This is a genomic window from Achromobacter sp. JD-1, from assembly GCF_038594925.1.
In the GTDB taxonomy this organism is placed as follows: domain Bacteria; phylum Pseudomonadota; class Gammaproteobacteria; order Burkholderiales; family Burkholderiaceae_B; genus Achromobacter; species Achromobacter spanius_C.
Map to the genome: position 1 here is coordinate 51,387 of NZ_JBCGCS010000003.1, position 18,250 is coordinate 69,636.

The window sequence follows — 18,250 nt, forward strand, 5'->3', positions numbered from 1 at the left end:
CATGGCAAAACTGTCCAAGCGCGCCGCCGCTATTGCACAAAAGATCGACCGCACCAAGCTGTACCCGGTCGCTGAAGCCCTGACCCTGGTCAAGGAAACCGCCGTCGCCAAGTTCAATGAATCCATTGACGTGGCCGTGCAGCTCGGCATCGACCCGAAGAAGTCGGACCAACTGGTTCGCGGTTCGGTCGTTCTGCCCGCCGGTACCGGCAAGTCGGTTCGCGTTGCCGTGTTCGCCCAAGGCGACAAGGCTGAAGCCGCCAAGGCCGCCGGCGCCGACATCGTTGGCCTGGACGACCTGGCTGACCAGATCAAAGCCGGTCAAATGGACTTTGACGTGGTCATCGCTTCGCCCGACACGATGCGTGTCGTGGGTGCCCTGGGCCAGATCCTGGGTCCCCGTGGCCTGATGCCGAACCCGAAGGTCGGCACCGTGACGCCTGACGTCGCCACCGCTGTCAAGAACGCCAAGGCCGGTCAGGTTCAGTACCGTACCGACAAGGCTGGCATCATCCACGCAACGATCGGCCGCGCGTCGTTCGGCGTGGAACAGCTGCAAACCAACCTGGCTGCTCTGGTCGACGCCCTGCAAAAGGCCCGTCCCGCAGCTGCCAAGGGCATTTACCTGCGCAAGCTGGCCGTTTCGTCCACGATGGGCGGCGGTGCTCGCGTTGAAATTGCCTCGCTGTCGGCTTCCAACTAAGCCAACAGCTGTAAACGTACTTTGGGCTGCATCCGGATTCCTCCGGATGTTGCTGTCAAAGACCGCTGGAGCAGGGTAGTGGAAGGGTTCTCCCTTCTGTACAGAAAGCAGCATCCTCGCTGCCCCGCTTAATCCCGAAGCTCATCTAGTTCGGATCCAGCGTAGACGGCGTCCCCAGGAAGATTTCTTTACCCGAAGAACTCGACCAGGCGCCGCATTCGGTTGACGCGCAAGGCTCAGGCCCCAGGCGTCTTTTGATGGAGTGTTCAAACCGTGAGTCTCAATCGTCAAGAGAAAGCGGTGGTAATCGAGGAAGTCTCGGCAGAAGTCGCCAAGGCACAATCGATTGTTATCGCTGAGTACCGTGGTCTGGACGTCGCCTCTGTCACCGTACTGCGCAAAACTGCGCGTGAATCGGGCGTGTATCTGCGAGTTCTGAAGAACTCGCTGGCCCGTCGTGCTGTTGCCGGCACGGCTTTCGAGCCGTTGGCTGAGCAACTGACCGGTCCGCTGATCTATGGCATCAGCACTGATCCGGTTTCGGCGGCCAAGGTTATCGCTGGTTTCGCGAAAAGCAACGACAAGCTGGTCATCAAGGCGGGCGCATTGCCCAACAGCCTGCTGACTCAAGATGGTGTGAAGGCCTTGGCCACCATGCCGTCCCGCGAAGAGTTGCTGTCGAAACTGCTTGGCACCATGCAAGCCCCGATCGCGCAATTCGTGCGTACGCTCAACGAAGTTCCGACCAAGTTCGCCCGTGGCCTCGCGGCTGTGCGCGACCAAAAGGCAGCGGCCTAATCGCCCTGCTGTCCGGAATTCGCTGAACGACGAAGCGACACCCAAACCCTGGCATTACCAAAATATTTGGAGTTCTTAAAAATGGCACTTAACAAAGCTGAAATCCTTGACGCCATCGCTGGCATGACCGTGCTCGAGTTGTCCGAGCTGATCAAGGAAATGGAAGAGAAGTTTGGCGTGTCGGCTGCTGCCGCCGCTGTCGCTGTTGCTGCTCCCGCCGCTGGTGGCGCTGCTGCCGCTGCTGAAGAGCAAACCGAGTTCAACGTCGTCCTGCTGGAAGCCGGCGCGAACAAGGTCAGCGTCATCAAGGCCGTGCGCGAGCTGACCGGTCTGGGTCTGAAGGAAGCCAAGGACCTGGTTGACGGCGCTCCGAAGCCCGTCAAGGAAGCTGTGGCCAAGGCTGACGCCGAAGCCGCCAAGAAGAAGCTGGAAGAAGCTGGCGCCAAGGTCGAAGTCAAGTAAGACCTGCGTCAACTGCCCGGGGACAGCACAGTTTGCAGTCCCCGGGCTTTTGCGTTTCCAGGAAACCCCTACTGGGGGTATGCCCTTTCAGGGGGGTTTCCTGGAGTCGTATCACCTAGGGCCGTGGTTGACGGCCCATGCAACCTCGAGTCGGAGTGCTCATGCCTTACTCGTACACCGAAAAAAAGCGCATCCGCAAAAGCTTCGCCAAGCGTGAAGACGTTCAAAACGTTCCTTTCCTTTTGGCGACACAGCTTCAATCCTACCTAACTTTCCTGCAGGCGGATACCGCCCCGTCCGATCGCGTAGCCGACGGTTTGCAGGCGGCGTTCTCGTCGATTTTCCCGATCGTTAGTCACAACGGTATGGCGCGCTTGGAGTTCGTGAGCTACGTGCTCGGCGAACCGGTGTTCGATGTCAAGGAATGTCAGCAACGTGGTCTGACCTATGCCTCGCCCCTGCGAGCCAAGGTCCGCCTGGTGCTGCTTGACCGCGAAGTCAGCAAGCCGACCGTGAAGGAAGTGAAGGAACAGGAAGTCTACATGGGCGAAATTCCGCTCATGACGGGCACGGGTTCCTTTGTCATCAATGGCACCGAGCGTGTCATCGTGTCGCAGCTGCACCGTTCGCCTGGCGTGTTCTTCGAACACGACCGCGGCAAAACGCACAGCTCCGGCAAGCTCCTGTTCTCGGCCCGCGTGATTCCTTACCGCGGCTCGTGGCTGGACTTCGAATTCGACCCGAAGGACGTCCTGTTCTTCCGCGTCGACCGCCGTCGCAAGATGCCTGTCACGATCCTGTGCAAGGCCATCGGCATGACGCCGGAATCCATCCTGGCCAACTTCTTCGACTTCGATAACTTCGAATTGAAGAGCGAAGGCGCGATGATGGAATTCGTGCCCGAGCGTTGGAAGGGCGAAATGGCCCGCTTCGACATCTCGGATCGCGATGGCAAGGTCATCGTCGAAAAAGACAAGCGCATCAATGCCAAGCATTTGCGCGACCTGGCTGCCGGTGGCATCCAGCGCATCTCCGTGCCGGAAGATTTCCTGTACGGCCGCGTGCTGGCCAAGAACATCGTTGACGAAGATACCGGCGAAGTCATCGCCAACGCCAACGACGAAATCACGGAAAGCGTGCTGGGTGCCCTGCGCGCCTCGAACGTCTACGACATCCAGACGCTCTACACGAACGATCTGGACCGTGGTCCGTACATTTCGCAAACCCTGCGCACCGATGAAACCGCCGACCAGATGGCCGCGCGCGTTGCCATCTACCGCATGATGCGTCCTGGCGAGCCTCCCACCGAAGAAGCGGTGGAAGCGCTGTTCCAACGTCTGTTCTACAGCGAAGAGACGTACGATCTGTCGCGCGTGGGCCGCATGAAGGTCAACAGCCGTCTGGGCCGTGGTGAAGACATCACCGGTCCGATGACGCTGACCAACGAAGACATCCTTGAAACCATCAAGGTGCTGGTTGAGCTGCGTAACGGCCGTGGCCAGATCGATGACATCGATCACTTGGGCAACCGTCGCGTGCGTTGTGTTGGCGAACTGGCCGAAAACCAGTTCCGCGCTGGCCTGGTGCGTGTCGAGCGCGCGGTCAAGGAACGTCTGGGCCAAGCCGAGACCGAAAACCTGATGCCGCACGACCTGATCAACTCCAAGCCGATCTCGGCTGCCATCAAGGAGTTCTTCGGTTCGAGCCAGTTGTCGCAGTTCATGGACCAAACCAACCCCTTGTCGGAAATCACGCACAAGCGTCGCGTTTCCGCACTGGGCCCGGGCGGTCTGACCCGCGAGCGCGCCGGCTTTGAAGTCCGCGACGTGCACCCGACCCACTACGGCCGTGTCTGCCCGATCGAAACGCCGGAAGGCCCGAACATCGGTCTGATCAACTCCATGGCGCTGTACGCTCGCTTGAACGAGTACGGCTTCCTGGAAACGCCTTACCGCAAGATTATCGATGGCCGCGTCAGCGAGCAGATCGATTACCTGTCGGCCATCGAAGAAAGCCACTACGTCATTGCACAGGCTAACGCCGCGCTGGACGAGCAGGGCGCCTTCGTTGACGACCTGGTTGCTTGCCGTGAAGCAGGCGAAACGATGCTGACCTCGCCGGCCAACGTGCATTACATGGACGTTGCCCCGTCGCAGATCGTGTCGGTGGCTGCTTCGCTGATTCCGTTCCTTGAGCACGACGACGCGAACCGCGCACTGATGGGCGCCAACATGCAACGTCAGGCCGTGCCTTGCCTGCGTCCGGAAAAGCCGGTCGTGGGTACGGGTATCGAACGCACCGTGGCCGTTGACTCGGGCACGACCGTGCAGGCACTGCGTGGCGGCCTGGTCGACCACGTTGACGCCGAGCGCGTCGTGATTCGCGTGAACGACGAAGAAAACGTCGCCGGCGAAGTCGGTGTCGACATCTACAACCTGATCAAGTACACCCGCTCCAACCAGAACACGAACATCAACCAGCGTCCTATCGTCAAGCGTGGCGACAAGGTCGCCAAGGGCGACGTGCTGGCTGACGGCGCATCGACCGACCTGGGCGAACTCGCCCTGGGTCAGAACATGCTGATCGCGTTCATGCCCTGGAACGGCTACAACTTCGAAGACTCGATCCTGATCTCCGAAAAGGTTGTTGCCGATGACCGCTACACCTCGGTGCACATCGAGGAACTGACGGTTGTCGCCCGCGACACGAAGCTGGGTCCGGAAGAAATCACGCGCGACATCAGCAACCTGGCTGAGACGCAACTGAACCGTCTGGACGATTCGGGCATCACCTACATTGGCGCCGAAGTCAGCGCCGACGACGTGCTGGTCGGCAAGGTCACGCCCAAGGGCGAAACCCAGCTGACGCCGGAAGAAAAGCTGCTGCGCGCCATCTTCGGTGAAAAGGCGTCCGACGTTAAGGACACCTCGCTGCGCGTGCCTTCGGGCATGACCGGCACCGTGATCGACGTGCAAGTGTTCACGCGTGAAGGCATCGTGCGCGACAAGCGCGCCCAGTCCATCATTGACGATGAACTGCGCCGCTATCGCCAAGACCTGAACGACCAGTTGCGCATCGTTGAAAACGACCAGTTCGACCGTATCGAAAAGATGCTGGTCAACAAGACCGTCAACGGCGGCCCGCGCAAGCTGGCCAAGGGCGCTACGATCACCAAGGCTTACCTGGCTGATCTGGACCGCTGGCAGTGGTTCGACATCCGTCTGGCCGATGAGCCGCACGCTGTCGTGCTGGAGCAAGCCAAGGAATCGCTGGAGCAGAAGCGTCACCAGTTTGATCTGGCCTTCGAAGAGAAGCGCAAGAAGCTGACGCAGGGCGACGAGCTGCCCCCGGGCGTGCTGAAGATGATCAAGGTCTACCTGGCCGTGAAGCGCCGTCTGCAACCTGGCGACAAGATGGCGGGCCGTCACGGTAACAAGGGTGTGGTTTCGCGTATCACCCCGGTGGAAGACATGCCGCACATGGCTGACGGCACGCCGGCCGACATCGTTCTGAACCCGCTGGGCGTGCCCTCGCGGATGAACGTCGGTCAGGTGCTGGAAGTGCACTTGGGCTGGGCTGCCAAGGGCGTGGGCCACCGCATTGCCGATCTGCTGCGCGACGAGCGCACTGCGCAGGTCAAGAACGTCCGTGCCTACCTGGACAAGGTCTACAACACGACCGGTTCCGGCGCCCGCATCGACGAGCTGACCGACGAAGAAGTCATGGAAATGGCCCAGAACCTCAAGAACGGCGTGCCGTTCGCGACGCCCGTCTTCGACGGCGCGACCGAAGAGGAAATCACCACGATGCTGGAGCTGGCCTATCCGGACGACGTCGCCGAGCGCATGGCACTGACGCCTTCGCGTACGCAGGCATGGCTGTTTGACGGCCGCACGGGCGAGAAATTCGAGCGCCCCGTGACCGTCGGCTACATGCACTACCTGAAGCTGCACCACTTGGTCGACGACAAGATGCACGCGCGTTCGACGGGTCCGTACTCGCTGGTCACGCAGCAGCCGCTGGGTGGTAAGGCGCAGTTCGGTGGTCAGCGTTTCGGGGAAATGGAAGTGTGGGCGCTGGAAGCATACGGCGCCGCGTACACCCTGCAAGAAATGCTGACGGTGAAGTCGGACGACATCACTGGCCGTACGAAGGTATACGAAAACATCGTCAAGGGCGACCACGTCATCGACGCCGGCATGCCGGAATCGTTCAACGTGCTGGTGAAGGAAATCCGCTCGTTGGCCCTGGACATGGATTTGGAGCGTAACTAATGAAAGCGCTACTCGACCTATTTAAGCAAGTCTCGCAAGACGAGCAATTCGATGCCATCAAGATCGGCATCGCCTCGCCCGAGAAGATCCGTTCGTGGTCTTACGGCGAAGTTCGCAAGCCCGAGACCATCAACTACCGCACGTTCAAGCCTGAACGTGACGGTCTGTTCTGCTCCAAGATCTTTGGCCCGATCAAAGACTACGAGTGCTTGTGCGGCAAGTACAAGCGCCTGAAGCATCGTGGCGTGATCTGCGAAAAGTGCGGCGTTGAAGTTACCGTTGCCAAGGTTCGCCGTGAACGCATGGGCCACATCGAGCTGGCCAGCCCCGTCGCGCACATCTGGTTCCTGAAGAGCCTGCCGTCGCGTCTGGGCATGGTGCTCGACATGACCCTGCGCGACATCGAACGCGTTCTGTACTTCGAAGCCTGGTGCGTGATCGAACCTGGCATGACGCCGCTCAAGCGCGGCCAGATCATGTCGGACGACGATTTCCTGGCCAAGACCGAAGAGTATGGCGACGATTTCCGTGCCCTGATGGGCGCGGAAGCCGTGCGCGAACTGCTGCGTACCATCGACATCGACCGCGAAGTGGAAACGCTGCGCGGCGAATTGAAGGCCACCAGCTCGGAAGCCAAGATCAAGAAGATTTCCAAGCGTCTGAAGGTGCTGGAAGGCTTCCAGAAGTCGGGCATCAAGGCCGAGTGGATGGTCATGGAAGTGCTGCCCGTGCTGCCGCCGGACCTGCGTCCGCTGGTGCCGCTGGACGGCGGCCGCTTCGCGACCTCCGACCTGAACGACCTGTACCGCCGCGTCATCAACCGCAACAACCGCTTGAAGCGTCTGCTGGAGCTCAAGGCGCCGGAAATCATCCTGCGCAACGAAAAGCGGATGCTGCAGGAAGCCGTTGACTCGCTGCTGGACAACGGTCGCCGCGGCAAGGCCATGACGGGCGCCAACAAGCGCCAGCTGAAGTCCCTGGCCGACATGATCAAGGGCAAGAGCGGTCGTTTCCGTCAGAACCTGCTGGGCAAGCGCGTCGACTACTCGGGCCGTTCGGTCATCGTGGTGGGTCCGCAGCTGAAGCTGCACCAGTGCGGTCTGCCCAAGCTGATGGCCCTGGAACTGTTCAAGCCGTTCATCTTCAATCGTCTGGAGATGATGGGCCTGGCCACGACCATCAAGGCTGCCAAGAAGCTGGTGGAAAGCCAGGAACCCGTGGTTTGGGACATCCTGGAAGAAGTCATCCGCGAACACCCGGTCATGCTGAACCGTGCGCCTACGCTGCACCGTTTGGGCATCCAGGCGTTTGAGCCGGTCCTGATCGAAGGCAAGGCCATCCAGCTGCACCCGCTGGTTTGCGCGGCGTTCAACGCCGACTTCGACGGTGACCAGATGGCTGTTCACGTGCCGCTGTCGCTGGAAGCCCAGCTGGAAGCGCGCACGCTGATGCTGGCGTCCAACAACGTGCTGTTCCCGGCCAACGGCGAACCGTCGATCGTGCCGTCTCAGGATATCGTGCTGGGTCTGTACTACACGACGCGTGAGCGCATCAACGGCCGCGGCGAAGGCATCTTCTTCACCGACGTCGCTGAAGTGCAACGTGCGTACGACAACGGCGAGGTCGAGCTGCAATCCCGCGTGACCGTGCGTCTGAAAGAGCACGAGCGCGACGAGGCTGGCGAATGGCAACCGGTTATCCGCCGTCACGAGACGACGGTCGGCCGTGCGCTGCTGTCCGAAATTCTGCCGAAGGGCCTGCCCTTCACGGTGCTGAACAAGGCACTGAAGAAGAAGGAAATCTCGCGCCTGATCAACCAGTCGTTCCGCCGTTGCGGCCTGCGCGACACGGTGATCTTCGCCGACAAGCTGATGCAGTCCGGCTTCAAGCTGGCCACGCGCGGCGGTATCTCGATCGCCATGGGCGACATGCTGATCCCGACCGCCAAGGAAGGCATCCTGGCTGAAGCCAGCCGCGAAGTGAAGGAAATCGACAAGCAGTACTCGTCGGGTCTGGTCACGTCCCAAGAGCGCTACAACAACGTTGTGGACATCTGGGGCAAGGCTGGCGACAAGGTCGGCAAGGCGATGATGGAACAACTGGCCACCGAGCCGGTTGTGAACCGTCACGGCGAAGAAGTGCGCCAGGAATCGTTCAACTCGATCTACATGATGGCTGACTCGGGCGCTCGCGGTTCGGCCGCCCAGATCCGTCAGTTGGCCGGTATGCGCGGCCTGATGGCCAAGCCGGACGGCTCGATTATCGAAACGCCCATTACCGCGAACTTCCGTGAAGGTCTGAACGTGCTTCAGTACTTCATCTCGACTCACGGCGCGCGTAAGGGTCTGGCTGATACGGCACTGAAGACGGCAAACTCGGGTTACCTGACTCGTCGTCTGGTCGACGTGACGCAAGACTTGGTGATCACCGAGGACGATTGCGGTACGTCGCTGGGCTACAACATGAAGGCCCTGGTGGAAGGTGGTGAAGTCATCGAACCGCTGCGCGACCGCATCCTGGGTCGTGTTGCCGCCGTGGACATCATCAACCCGGACACGCAGGAAACGGCTATCGTCGCCGGTACCCTGCTGGACGAAGATCTGGTCGACACCATCGACCGCATCGGCGTGGACGAAGTCAAGGTCCGCACGCCGCTGACGTGCGAAACGCGTCACGGTCTGTGCGCACACTGCTACGGCCGCGATCTGGGTCGTGGTTCGCCGGTCAACCAGGGCGAAGCAGTGGGCGTTATCGCTGCTCAGTCCATCGGTGAACCGGGCACGCAGCTCACGATGCGTACGTTCCACATCGGTGGCGCGGCGTCGCGTTCGGCTCTGGCCAGCGCGGTGGAAACCAAGTCCAGCGGTCAGGTCGGTTTTGCCAGCACGATGCGCTATGTCACGAACGCCAAGGGCGAACGTGTGGCGATTTCGCGCTCTGGCGAACTGGCGATCTTCGACGACAATGGCCGCGAACGCGAACGCCACAAGATCCCGTACGGCGCGACCGTGCTGGTGGGCGATGGCGAAGCCGTGAAGGCTGGTGCGCGTCTGGCGACGTGGGATCCGCTGACCCGTCCGATCGTGTCGGAATACGGCGGCGCCGTCCGCTTCGAGAACATCGAAGAAGGCGTGACCGTTGCCAAGCAGGTGGACGAAGTCACCGGCCTGTCGACGCTCGTCGTCATCACGCCGAAGACCCGTGGCGGCAAGATCGTCATGCGTCCGCAGATCAAGCTGGTCAACGAAAGCGGCGAAGACGTCAAGATTGCCGGCACCGATCACTCGGTGAACATCTCGTTCCCGGTGGGCGCGCTGATTACCGTGCGCGACGGCCAGCAGGTTGCCGTGGGTGAAGTTCTGGCGCGTATTCCGCAAGAATCGCAAAAGACCCGCGACATTACCGGCGGTCTGCCGCGTGTGGCCGAGCTGTTCGAGGCCCGTTCGCCGAAGGATGCCGGCATGCTCGCCGACGTCACCGGTACGGTGTCGTTCGGTAAGGACACGAAGGGCAAGCAGCGTCTGGTCATCACCGACCTGGAAGGCGTGAGCCACGAGTTCCTGATTCCGAAGGAAAAGCAGGTGCTGGTGCACGACGGCCAAGTGGTGAACAAGGGCGAAATGATCGTGGACGGCCCGGCCGATCCCCACGACATCCTGCGCCTGCAAGGCATCGAGAAGCTGGCGACGTACATCGTCGACGAAGTGCAGGACGTTTACCGTCTGCAGGGCGTGAAGATCAACGACAAGCACATCGAAGTGATTGTTCGTCAGATGCTGCGCCGTGTGAACATCGTTGACGCTGGCGATACCGAGTTCATCCCGGGCGAGCAAGTTGAGCGCTCCGAACTGCTGAACGCCAACGATCGCATGGCTGCCGAAGACCGTATCCCGGCGACCTACGACAACGTGCTGCTGGGTATCACGAAGGCCTCGCTGTCGACCGACTCGTTCATCTCGGCCGCTTCGTTCCAGGAAACCACGCGTGTCCTGACCGAAGCCGCCATCATGGGCAAGCGCGACGACCTGCGTGGCCTGAAGGAAAACGTCATCGTCGGCCGCCTCATCCCGGCGGGTACCGGCCTGGCTTACCACCACGCACGCCGCGACAAGGAAGAGCTGGAAGCGGCGGAACGCGAAGCCGCCCGCCAACAGGCCAACCCGTTCGAAGACTCGCCGGTCACGGTGGGCGCGGACGCAGAAGCTCCGGCTTCCGACGCTGGTACGGACGATTCCGCCGAATAAGCGGAAACCCGGACAGATCCCCGCGCGCAGGCTCGGCGCGGGGACCGGAAACAGAAAGGCCGCTGATGCGAAATCAGCGGCCTTTTTTTGTTCAGCTATTTTTGTTTACGGATTGTGCATGGGTCTACTTCGCGGCTTGGTCCCGGGCCCGCTGGAAGACGGGGCCCCAGGACGGATGGCCGGCTTCATTTGGCGCTAGTTCAAACGAAGGATCCAGCGCCAGGATGCGGGCGAAGCTGTCTTCGCACAGCTGAGCGTAACGGCTGACGCAATAACTGAACGCCTGCAGCTTATAGGCCTCGATGCGCACCGCCTTGGTCGATGAGGCTAACTCATCAGAGGTAGCGACGGTTCGGATGACCTCCCCGTAGCGGCCTGCGCCGTAGATATCCCGGACTTGTTGCAATTGCGCCAGTGCTTCGGCGCTGGGCGGGCTTTCGGGCCGCGACGAGATCCCGGCGCAGCCCGCCAGCATTACTGTCGCGCCGAGCAGGCTGCTCAGAAGGCGAATTTTCATAACTTATAAGGGGGGAGGAGGATTGGGCGAAGCGTCATCGTGCCACAGCCTGATGCGCTCGGACATCTTCGGCAATGTCCTGATGTTGCGGATTGGATAATATTCCCACTATTCCATCTTCGCATCAGTCCGCGCATGAGCGCAATTTCCATCATGTCTTCCTCCACCGGCCTCTTGACGCCGCGTGGGCCGTTTTCAGGCGCCGCGCCGCTTGCCTTGCGTCCATTGAGCGCGATCGCCGCCAGCATGGCGGGGGGCGTGCCGGAATCTCGCATCAAGCGGCTGGTCTCCGACCTGTTGCCTTCCCTGATCGCCCTGCACGCCCAGGGTGAGATATGCGGCGATATCTCGCTGGACACCGTAGGGATGGACGAGAACGCGCGGGCTCATTTGCTGCCCGAACTGGTGGTTGCTCGTTCGCGCCGAGCCAGCCGCAGCCCGACGCCCGGGTTCGCGCCGTTTGAGCTATATACCGATTCCATGGAATGGCCGCGTGGCCCGTGGAGCGATATCTACGCTTTGTGCGCGGTCATGTACGCCTTGGTCACCGGGCGTCGTCCGCAGCCCGCTCCGGAGCGGCGCGCAGAAGATGCCTATGAGCCTCTGACGTCGCTGGGCTTGTCCAAATACAACTCGGATTTTCTGTCCGTCATTGACGGCGGCCTGGCGATGACGCCGACTGACCGGCCGCAGACGCTGGCCGAGCTGGCTGCGCTATTGGGGGTGGCCGCGTATATCGAGCCGTCTCCCGCCGAGGCAGACACCCTCACCGGCACCGCCCATGCCACGCCGCCGCCCGTCGCGACCGCGCGCAAGCCAAGCCGCAATCGTCGTCCGTTACTGGGATTGCTGGCCGTCCTGGCCTTGATCGGCATTGGCATTTATGGCTGGTTTCATTGGGGGAAAGGCGCGCCCAATGCCCTGATCACCAGTTCCGAAGTCGTCATGCCTAACCCGCCTGCCGTACACCCCATGCCTCCGGTCGCTTCGTCGTCCACGGCTGCGGCCATCCCAGCCGCCGCACCGCAACAAGAACCGGCCCCCCCCGTTGAACCCGCTGAGCCGGTCACGACTACACCACCCAGTGTTCAGAATGCGCCCGAGGTGGCGACCGAGCGCCCCGAGCCCGTGTCGGCGACGGCCACTCTCGGCGCTCAGTCCCCGTCGGCCACGGGGGCCGGCGAGGTAGCCAGCAAACCCAAGCCCATGGGGGTGCCCGTGCGCGTGCGCCTGGACATCCGCCCGTGGGGTGAAGTATGGGTCAACGGCGTGGCGCGCGGCATCAGCCCGCCAGTCAAGGAAATACGCTTGATACCCGGCAAGTACCAAGTGGTGCTGCGCAATGCGGACCTGCCGCCCTACCGCGGAACGCTTGAAATCAAGGCAGGCAAGCCGGCGGTAATTTCTCACACCTTCCAGTGAGGCTCCAGGCCGGCCGAGTCAGCCCTCTTGTTCGGCATCCAGCGCAACGGGCAAGCATAAGCTAAATGCAGACCCCACGCCGATTTCGCTCCTGACTTCCACCGTCCCGCCATGGCGTTCCGCCACGGTGCGCACGAACGCCAGGCCGAGTCCGGCGCCGCCCACGTCATTTCGGGTCTCGACGCCCACGCGCGAAAAGGGTTCGAACAGCCGTGCCAGATCAGATTCGGCAATGCCTTGTCCTTGATCCCGGATGGTTACCCGCCAGAAATTCTGCGCCTGCTCTAGTCCGCATTCGACGCGTGTCTGCGGCGGGCTGTATTTGATGGCGTTGTCGATCAGATTGCACAGTGCGCGCATCAGCAGCGTCTGATCGCCCCGGGTGTACGCAACGGGCAGCGGCATGCGCAGGCCCAGCGTAATGCCGCGTTTGTGCGCGGAGGCCCAGAACTCGTCGACGCCATCTTGCAGCAAACTACCCAGATCGAGTTCTACCGCGCTGATTGTCATTGATTCCGCGCGCGTCAGATGTACGAAGTCGTCCACCAGATGCAGGGTACGGTTCGCCAGTGTGGCGATGCGGGCAAGGGTCTCACCCTGCCCATCCTGAGTGCCGGACTCCTGCTTCATCTCGACAAGCGCCAGAATGGAGCTTTGTGGCGCGCGCATGTCGTGCGAGATGAAGCGCAGAGTCTCTTCACGCTGGCGTTCGGCTTGGCGAATCCGCGAAATATCCGTCAACGTGGCGACGGTACCCGCGAAATTACCTTCGGCGGTGTGAATCGGCGCGCACTTCAAGATCAGGTCGCGCCCCGCGTGATCACGCACTTCCAGATCGGCCGTCCAACGCGATGAGTCGTTGGTGGGCAGCGTGCCGCGCAGTGCGTCGGCCACGCGCTGTCGCGTCGTATCGTCGGAAATGGTCTTCTCAAGCAAATGCGTGGCGGGGTGTCCCACGCGGGGAGGGCGCATCCCCAGCCGCTGGAAGTACATAACCGCGGCCTGGTTGCGAAACTGCATATGCCCTTCCTGGTCGAAGACGAGCGTTGCGTCGGGCATGCCGTCCAGTCCATCGGCCAGGAAACGCCGCAGGTTGCGCACGCGCTCCAGCGCGCGCTGCAATTCCCCAACCCGGCTTTCCAGCGATGCATTCGGGCCGGTCAACTGCGCTCGCGCCTCGTTCAGGACGGGGGGATACTCGCGCTGCAGTCGACGCAGTTCATGGTCCATATAGCGCAGCGCCGCCTCTTGGCTACGCCAGCTCCATAGCGGATAGCAAAGCGCTACGCCCACGAGTGCAGCGGTCGGCGCGAACCACAAGCTGGCGTAGGCCAGCAGCAACCACGCTGTCAAAAGAATGCACGTAACGAGCGCAGCACTGACAAGCAATGCCCGCTTGGGTGACAAGCGCCACAGCGCCAGGCAGGCCAGCAGCACGGGTAAAGCGGAAAACAGAGCATTCCAGGCGGCGGGTGGACGATGGTAGGACACGCCGTCGCGCGCGGACTGCATCAGGTTGGCGATGATCTCCACGCCCGACATGCCGCTCAAGTCGTGCGATACCGGTGTTGGGTAAGCGTCGCCCAAGCCGGTCGCCCAGGCGCCCACCAGCACGTACTTGTCGCGCAAGTCCTCCGGACTCAGTTCGCCGCGCAGGACGGACAGGTAGGAGACGGTACGCATGTGGCCAGCGGGGCCTGTGTACGGGATCAGGATGTCGCCGTTGGGGCCCGCCTGTTGTAGAAACTGTTCCACCGCTTTGCCTTGGCCCCCGACCTCCAGCATGGAGAGCGCCAGGTGGTTGTAGCGCTTGCCCGCGAATCGGGTCGTCAACGTTGCTTCACGCACCACGCCGTCAGGATCAACGCGCGCATTGATGATGCCCGTTGACGCTGAGGCTTGCGCCAGCGCGGGGATCGGCATCGACATCGCGGAAGGATTGTTCAAGCGGTCCAGGACAATTGGCAGCACCGTCCGGCCATTGCGCTGGATGCTCTGGGCAAGTAGCAAGTCATCGTTGGGATTGACTGTGTCGCTTTCCGCGAAGATCAAATCCAACCCAACCGCGCGTGCGCCTTGCAGACGGTCGAGCAACGCGGCATGGATCGCCCGTCGCCAGGGCCATCGCCCCAGCGTCTCGATGCTGGCGTCGTCGATGGCGACGATCAGAATATCCGGGTCGGCCGGGCGTCCGCTCATGGTGATGGCGCGATCGTACAGGATCTGATCGACCCGGCCCAAGCCATTCAACAAGCCCAGCAGAGCCGCCAATGCCGCCAATATCACCGTCAGCCACAGCCCTGAGCGCGAGGTCCGGTCGAGGGCGTCGGGGGCGTCGGCCATTGGGCGGGGCCTAGTATTCGGTCAGCGTGATGAGTCCGCCTGTGCCGGTGCCGACCCCCAGGCCGAACGAGGTCATCAGTTGGTTCGCGCCTTCGAACGTGGCGACGGCATCTTGCCCCCTCAGGCCCAGATCATCGACCGCGCGCACCGAAACATAGAACTTGCCGGGACCCGGCGCGCTGAAGTGAATGTTGGTCGTGGCGAAGCTAGCCGAAGATACAGGCAGCGCGCCTTCGGCATCGCGCGACACGCGCACCAGGTAGCCACGCGCACCGGCCACTGGCATGAAGGCGCTGGTCCAGGCGCCTCCGCCCGTGCGTATGGGGGGACTCAGTTGCGGCGCGGCCAAAAGCTCGCGCACACCGGACACGCTGCCGTCATTACGCACGGCAGCGCCATAGCCGCGCGCGACTGACACAGGTTTGGCGGGCGCAGCGCCTGGCGCATGCGCTTGCAGCCGCACGCTGCCTTCCAGCACTTCACTGTGCACGCCGCCGGCGCTGCTTTGCACACGGAATCGCGTGCCCCGCACGCCTGTGACCGCAACGGGAGTCCTGATTTCGAAGCGGCCGACGCCTTGGCCGTCGGGGGCGACGGTGGATTCGACGCTGCCGCGTTGAATATGGATGACGGAGTCGGTCAGCGCGGTGCCTTCGAACTGGCGTAGCCGGGTCAATTCGACCGAACCGCCAGCGGGCAGCGTGAGCTTGGAGCCGTCGGCCAATTCCAGCGTCACAAAGCCGTTGGGCGAGGTCACTACCGTGCTGCCTTCAGCCACACTGGTGCCGGATTGCACGGACTGGCCATTCAGGTCGGCTTGTCCGCTGACATGCACCACGCGCGCTTGGGCGGGACGCTCGGGGATCATCGACAGTGGAATCCGCAGTTCAAGTCCGATGGGCAGCATTTCAGGCGTGACAACCTTGTTCAAGGTTTGCAACTTTGTCCAGTTCGCCTGATTGCGGGTGTACCGCGTGGCCAGGTTGATCAGGGTGTCTCCCTGCCGCACGCGATAGATGAAGTCGTCGCCCAATGCCCCCGCAGGCTGGCTGCGCACCACCCCCGACACGGACAGGCAGGAAAGCAAGGCAAGCAAAGAAAGCGCGCGGCAGCGGCTCATAAGAATCGGTTCTCCAGGGATACGCGCGTCGTGTCTACGACGGGCTGGCCGGGTTGTCTTCCACGGCGCTGTTCAGTTCCAGCCGGTAACCCAGCGCATAGGACGAACTGAGGCGCACACCGTGTTCGGGGCGTAGCTGGAGTTTCTGGCGAATGTTGGACAGGTGCGTATCCAAGGTGCGGGAGGTCGCGGGAATCTCGCGGTTCCACACGCATTCGGCGATCACATCGCGCGACATGAGCCGGCCCAGGTTGCGAAAGAACAGCAACGCAAGTTCGAACTCCTTGGGCGCCAGCGACACGGCGGCGCCGTGTAGCGAGATCACTCTTGCGGCGGGCTCAATGCGGTAGTGCGCGACGTCGAAAGTGTCATCGGCTGGTTCGGCGATCTGGCTACGTCGCAACAACGCGGCCACGCGGGCCAGCAATTCCAGGGGGCGCAGCGGTTTGACGATGTAATCGTCGGCGCCGGCGCGCAGCCCTTCCACCAGGTCGTCTTCAGAAGACCGATTGGTGAGGAAAATGACGGGGACGCGAGGACCGATGTTGGCGCGCAGCCAGCGCACCACATCGTCGCCATCGATATCCGGCAGGTGCCAATCCAGCAGCACGAGATCGAAGCGCTGCGAGCGCAACGCAGCCAACAGGTCGCGGCTCTGGTGATAACTGGAGCAGGTGTACCCTGCGGCAGTCAGCACTTGGTGGATGCGCCGGGCTTGGTCAAGGTCGTCTTCCAGCGACGCAATCTTCATCGGGAAAGTCTCGCGGAGGTCTGCTGCGCAAGAACGCCGCTGGCGCCCCTGCTGCAAAGGTGAGCGAATTTATGTAAACGAATGATAACTCGCGCGGCGGCACGGCTGGCTACGTTGTGGCAAGAACTGTCAAACATTGCAAAGTTAACGAATCTTGACTGGAGTTGTTGCGTAACAACGCGCCACACTGTCTCAATCGTCCTACGTGCAACGTCACAAGCGGTCGCGTGGGCGGTGTGGTTAGGGGGTTGAGATTGCCATGAATCAATTACGCATATTAATGATGTCGCCGGACGAGGTCGCTCGAAACGCCGCCGTGTCCGCCCTGCTGCAAGCCGGCATTTCCGCACGGGGCTGTTCGACTTCTCTCGAACTGTTCGGATTGCTCAATAGCGGTGTCTACGATGCCGTCGTCCTGGACGTTGGGACGTTGGGCGAAATCGGTTACGCGCTCGTTGCCCGGTTGCACGGGTCTTCGCCCATGGGCATCGTGGTGACAGGCAAGGGCGTTTCCGTGGATAGTCGGTTGCGTTGCCTGCAAAGTGGCGCTGATGCCTGTCTGCCCGATCCCCAGGACCCGCGCGAACTTGCATGCATCCTGTTGGCGCTGGCGCGGCGCCTTCCCCCCAGTCAAGATACCCCGGCGGTTGAAGACGCGGTAAGCGGCCAATGGGAGCTGCGCGACCAGGGCTGGACGCTGGTTGCCCCGTCGGGGGCGACGATCTCGCTGTCGGCCAATGAGCGCCTGATCGTACGGTCGCTGCTTGAGGTGGCGGGCAGGACGGTCGGGCGTTCTGTACTGGGCGAGGAACTGCGGGTGGAAGGCGGTGGTGTGCGCTCGAGTGGGTCGCGCAGCATTGATGTCATCGTCAGCCGCCTGCGTCGCAAAGCCGAACTGGCGGGGGTGATGTTGCCGATTCGCACGGTGTACGGCAGCGGTTACTTGTTTGCGGACCGGTAAGCCGCCACCTGGCGCTACACTGCCGCCTGCGCTGAATTCCCATGGTTTACCCGATGCTCGCCTCGCCGCAGGCGCGGCTCTCGGCCAGGCGGGCATTTCAGATCTTTGCCGCTACACGGCCCCATTTTTCACAAGCGGCGTGTAAATCCCCGCCTTTTGCCGGCTTTTCGCTGTTGCTTGCCGCGTCGCCGGACTTACAAAAATCTTTGACAGTACGCCTTGATCTCAGTTATGCTAAAGGGCTTACTGCTTTATTTCGCGCGCAAAATCTGTACGCAAAAGGCAAACAGTTCAAGAGCTTAGTTAGGGTCTGAAACGCCGGTCTGAAAACCCGGTCTGAAACCAAGGTGCGTCACGAGCCTTTTGGTTTGGGTCCATCAGTTGCAACTAAGGTCTTGGCAGCCCAGCCGCTATCAGTTTTGTGCGTTTGTCATGGTTTGTTGGCAAGCCCGCTCTTTTACGTATATGAACGTTTGAGGCGGTTTTGCGCGAACTGCCTTCTCCGAGAGAATTCACTGCTTGAGGAGACGAGTACGTAAGTACTTACCAGTGGTACGTAAAAGGGATTTCAAAGGTCATGCCTACCATTAGCCAACTCGTGCGCAAGCCGCGCGAAGTCAGCATTATCAAAAGCAAGAGCCCCGCGCTCGAAAAC

Annotated in this window: 12 protein-coding genes and 1 pseudogene; 9 read left to right on the top strand and 4 right to left on the bottom strand. The window is 61.7% G+C overall.

Features of this window, described 5'->3' with window-relative positions:
• Window position 1 precedes the first annotated feature (1 nt).
• The 5 genes from rplA to rpoC all read left to right on the top strand — a co-directional run bounded on the left by rplA (window position 2) and on the right by rpoC (window position 10,481).
• Entirely contained in the window at window positions 2-703 is a 702-nt protein-coding gene (rplA, locus tag WBR68_RS05840) for a 50S ribosomal protein L1 (RefSeq protein ID WP_006392088.1), read from the top strand.
• A 273-nt stretch (window positions 704-976) separates the two neighbouring features.
• Entirely contained in the window at window positions 977-1,501 is a 525-nt protein-coding gene (gene rplJ / locus WBR68_RS05845; protein WP_006216572.1) for a 50S ribosomal protein L10, read from the top strand.
• 81 nt (window positions 1,502-1,582) lie between these two features.
• Window positions 1,583-1,963 carry a 50S ribosomal protein L7/L12 gene (gene rplL / locus WBR68_RS05850; RefSeq protein ID WP_006216571.1) on the top strand — a complete coding sequence of 127 codons (381 nt, stop codon included), beginning with the start codon at window positions 1,583-1,585 and terminating at the stop codon, window positions 1,961-1,963.
• A 161-nt stretch (window positions 1,964-2,124) separates the two neighbouring features.
• Window positions 2,125-6,237, top strand: coding sequence for a DNA-directed RNA polymerase subunit beta (gene rpoB, locus WBR68_RS05855; RefSeq protein WP_050450098.1), 4,113 nt, complete (start codon window positions 2,125-2,127; stop codon window positions 6,235-6,237).
• The gene (gene rpoC, locus WBR68_RS05860; RefSeq protein WP_050450097.1) at window positions 6,237-10,481 is read left to right on the top strand and encodes a DNA-directed RNA polymerase subunit beta'; all 4,245 of its coding nucleotides are present in this window, start codon (window positions 6,237-6,239) and stop codon (window positions 10,479-10,481) included. The genes rpoB and rpoC overlap by 1 nt, the downstream gene beginning before the upstream one ends.
• Before the next feature lie 124 nt (window positions 10,482-10,605).
• Here the strand turns inward: rpoC and WBR68_RS05865 are convergent, their stop codons facing one another.
• The gene (locus WBR68_RS05865) at window positions 10,606-10,998 is read right to left on the bottom strand and encodes a TssQ family T6SS-associated lipoprotein (RefSeq protein WP_050450096.1); all 393 of its coding nucleotides are present in this window, start codon (window positions 10,996-10,998) and stop codon (window positions 10,606-10,608) included.
• 135 nt (window positions 10,999-11,133) lie between these two features.
• Here WBR68_RS05865 and WBR68_RS05870 point away from each other — a divergent pair, with 135 nt between their 5' ends.
• Window positions 11,134-12,420: a serine/threonine protein kinase gene (locus tag WBR68_RS05870; protein ID WP_230693703.1), complete on the top strand. Its 1,287-nt coding sequence runs from the start codon at window positions 11,134-11,136 to the stop codon at window positions 12,418-12,420.
• An 18-nt stretch (window positions 12,421-12,438) separates the two neighbouring features.
• On the opposite strand, the gene WBR68_RS05875 is transcribed toward WBR68_RS05870, so the two are convergent.
• Genes WBR68_RS05875 through WBR68_RS05885 form a run of 3 tightly spaced genes read right to left on the bottom strand, consistent with a single transcriptional unit; the run spans window position 12,439 to window position 16,634 of the window.
• Window positions 12,439-14,763 carry a CHASE2 domain-containing protein gene (locus WBR68_RS05875; protein ID WP_127186193.1) on the bottom strand — a complete coding sequence of 775 codons (2,325 nt, stop codon included), beginning with the start codon at window positions 14,761-14,763 and terminating at the stop codon, window positions 12,439-12,441.
• A 10-nt stretch (window positions 14,764-14,773) separates the two neighbouring features.
• Window positions 14,774-15,883, bottom strand: a complete 1,110-nt coding sequence (locus WBR68_RS05880) for a FecR domain-containing protein (protein WP_050450094.1) — start codon at window positions 15,881-15,883, stop codon at window positions 14,774-14,776.
• Between the two features lie 34 nt (window positions 15,884-15,917).
• Window positions 15,918-16,634, bottom strand: coding sequence for a response regulator transcription factor (locus tag WBR68_RS05885; protein ID WP_050450093.1), 717 nt, complete (start codon window positions 16,632-16,634; stop codon window positions 15,918-15,920).
• Window positions 16,635-16,893: 259 nt separating this feature from the next.
• Here WBR68_RS05885 and WBR68_RS05890 point away from each other — a divergent pair, with 259 nt between their 5' ends.
• From WBR68_RS05890 to rpsL, 3 genes and pseudogenes are all read left to right on the top strand, one after another.
• A complete protein-coding gene (locus WBR68_RS05890; protein WP_230693704.1) occupies window positions 16,894-17,595 on the top strand; it encodes a response regulator transcription factor in 702 nt (233 codons plus the stop codon).
• A gap of 41 nt (window positions 17,596-17,636) precedes the next feature.
• The gene (locus tag WBR68_RS05895; protein WP_230693705.1) at window positions 17,637-17,909 is read left to right on the top strand and encodes a hypothetical protein; all 273 of its coding nucleotides are present in this window, start codon (window positions 17,637-17,639) and stop codon (window positions 17,907-17,909) included.
• 263 nt (window positions 17,910-18,172) lie between these two features.
• A pseudogene (gene rpsL / locus WBR68_RS05900) lies at window positions 18,173-18,250 on the top strand (30S ribosomal protein S12); the annotation flags it as partial.

Coding starts and splice junctions, on each gene's coding strand:
- rplA (WP_006392088.1), top strand. CDS start 2: ATGGCAAAACTGTCCAAGCGCGCCGCCGCTATTGCACAAAAGATCGAC.
- rplL (WP_006216571.1), top strand. CDS start 1,583: ATGGCACTTAACAAAGCTGAAATCCTTGACGCCATCGCTGGCATGACC.
- rpoB (WP_050450098.1), top strand. CDS start 2,125: ATGCCTTACTCGTACACCGAAAAAAAGCGCATCCGCAAAAGCTTCGCC.
- rpoC (WP_050450097.1), top strand. CDS start 6,237: ATGAAAGCGCTACTCGACCTATTTAAGCAAGTCTCGCAAGACGAGCAA.
- WBR68_RS05865 (WP_050450096.1), bottom strand. CDS start 10,998: ATGAAAATTCGCCTTCTGAGCAGCCTGCTCGGCGCGACAGTAATGCTG.
- WBR68_RS05870 (WP_230693703.1), top strand. CDS start 11,134: ATGAGCGCAATTTCCATCATGTCTTCCTCCACCGGCCTCTTGACGCCG.
- WBR68_RS05875 (WP_127186193.1), bottom strand. CDS start 14,763: ATGGCCGACGCCCCCGACGCCCTCGACCGGACCTCGCGCTCAGGGCTG.
- WBR68_RS05880 (WP_050450094.1), bottom strand. CDS start 15,883: ATGAGCCGCTGCCGCGCGCTTTCTTTGCTTGCCTTGCTTTCCTGCCTG.
- WBR68_RS05885 (WP_050450093.1), bottom strand. CDS start 16,634: ATGAAGATTGCGTCGCTGGAAGACGACCTTGACCAAGCCCGGCGCATC.
- WBR68_RS05890 (WP_230693704.1), top strand. CDS start 16,894: ATGAATCAATTACGCATATTAATGATGTCGCCGGACGAGGTCGCTCGA.
- WBR68_RS05895 (WP_230693705.1), top strand. CDS start 17,637: ATGGTTTACCCGATGCTCGCCTCGCCGCAGGCGCGGCTCTCGGCCAGG.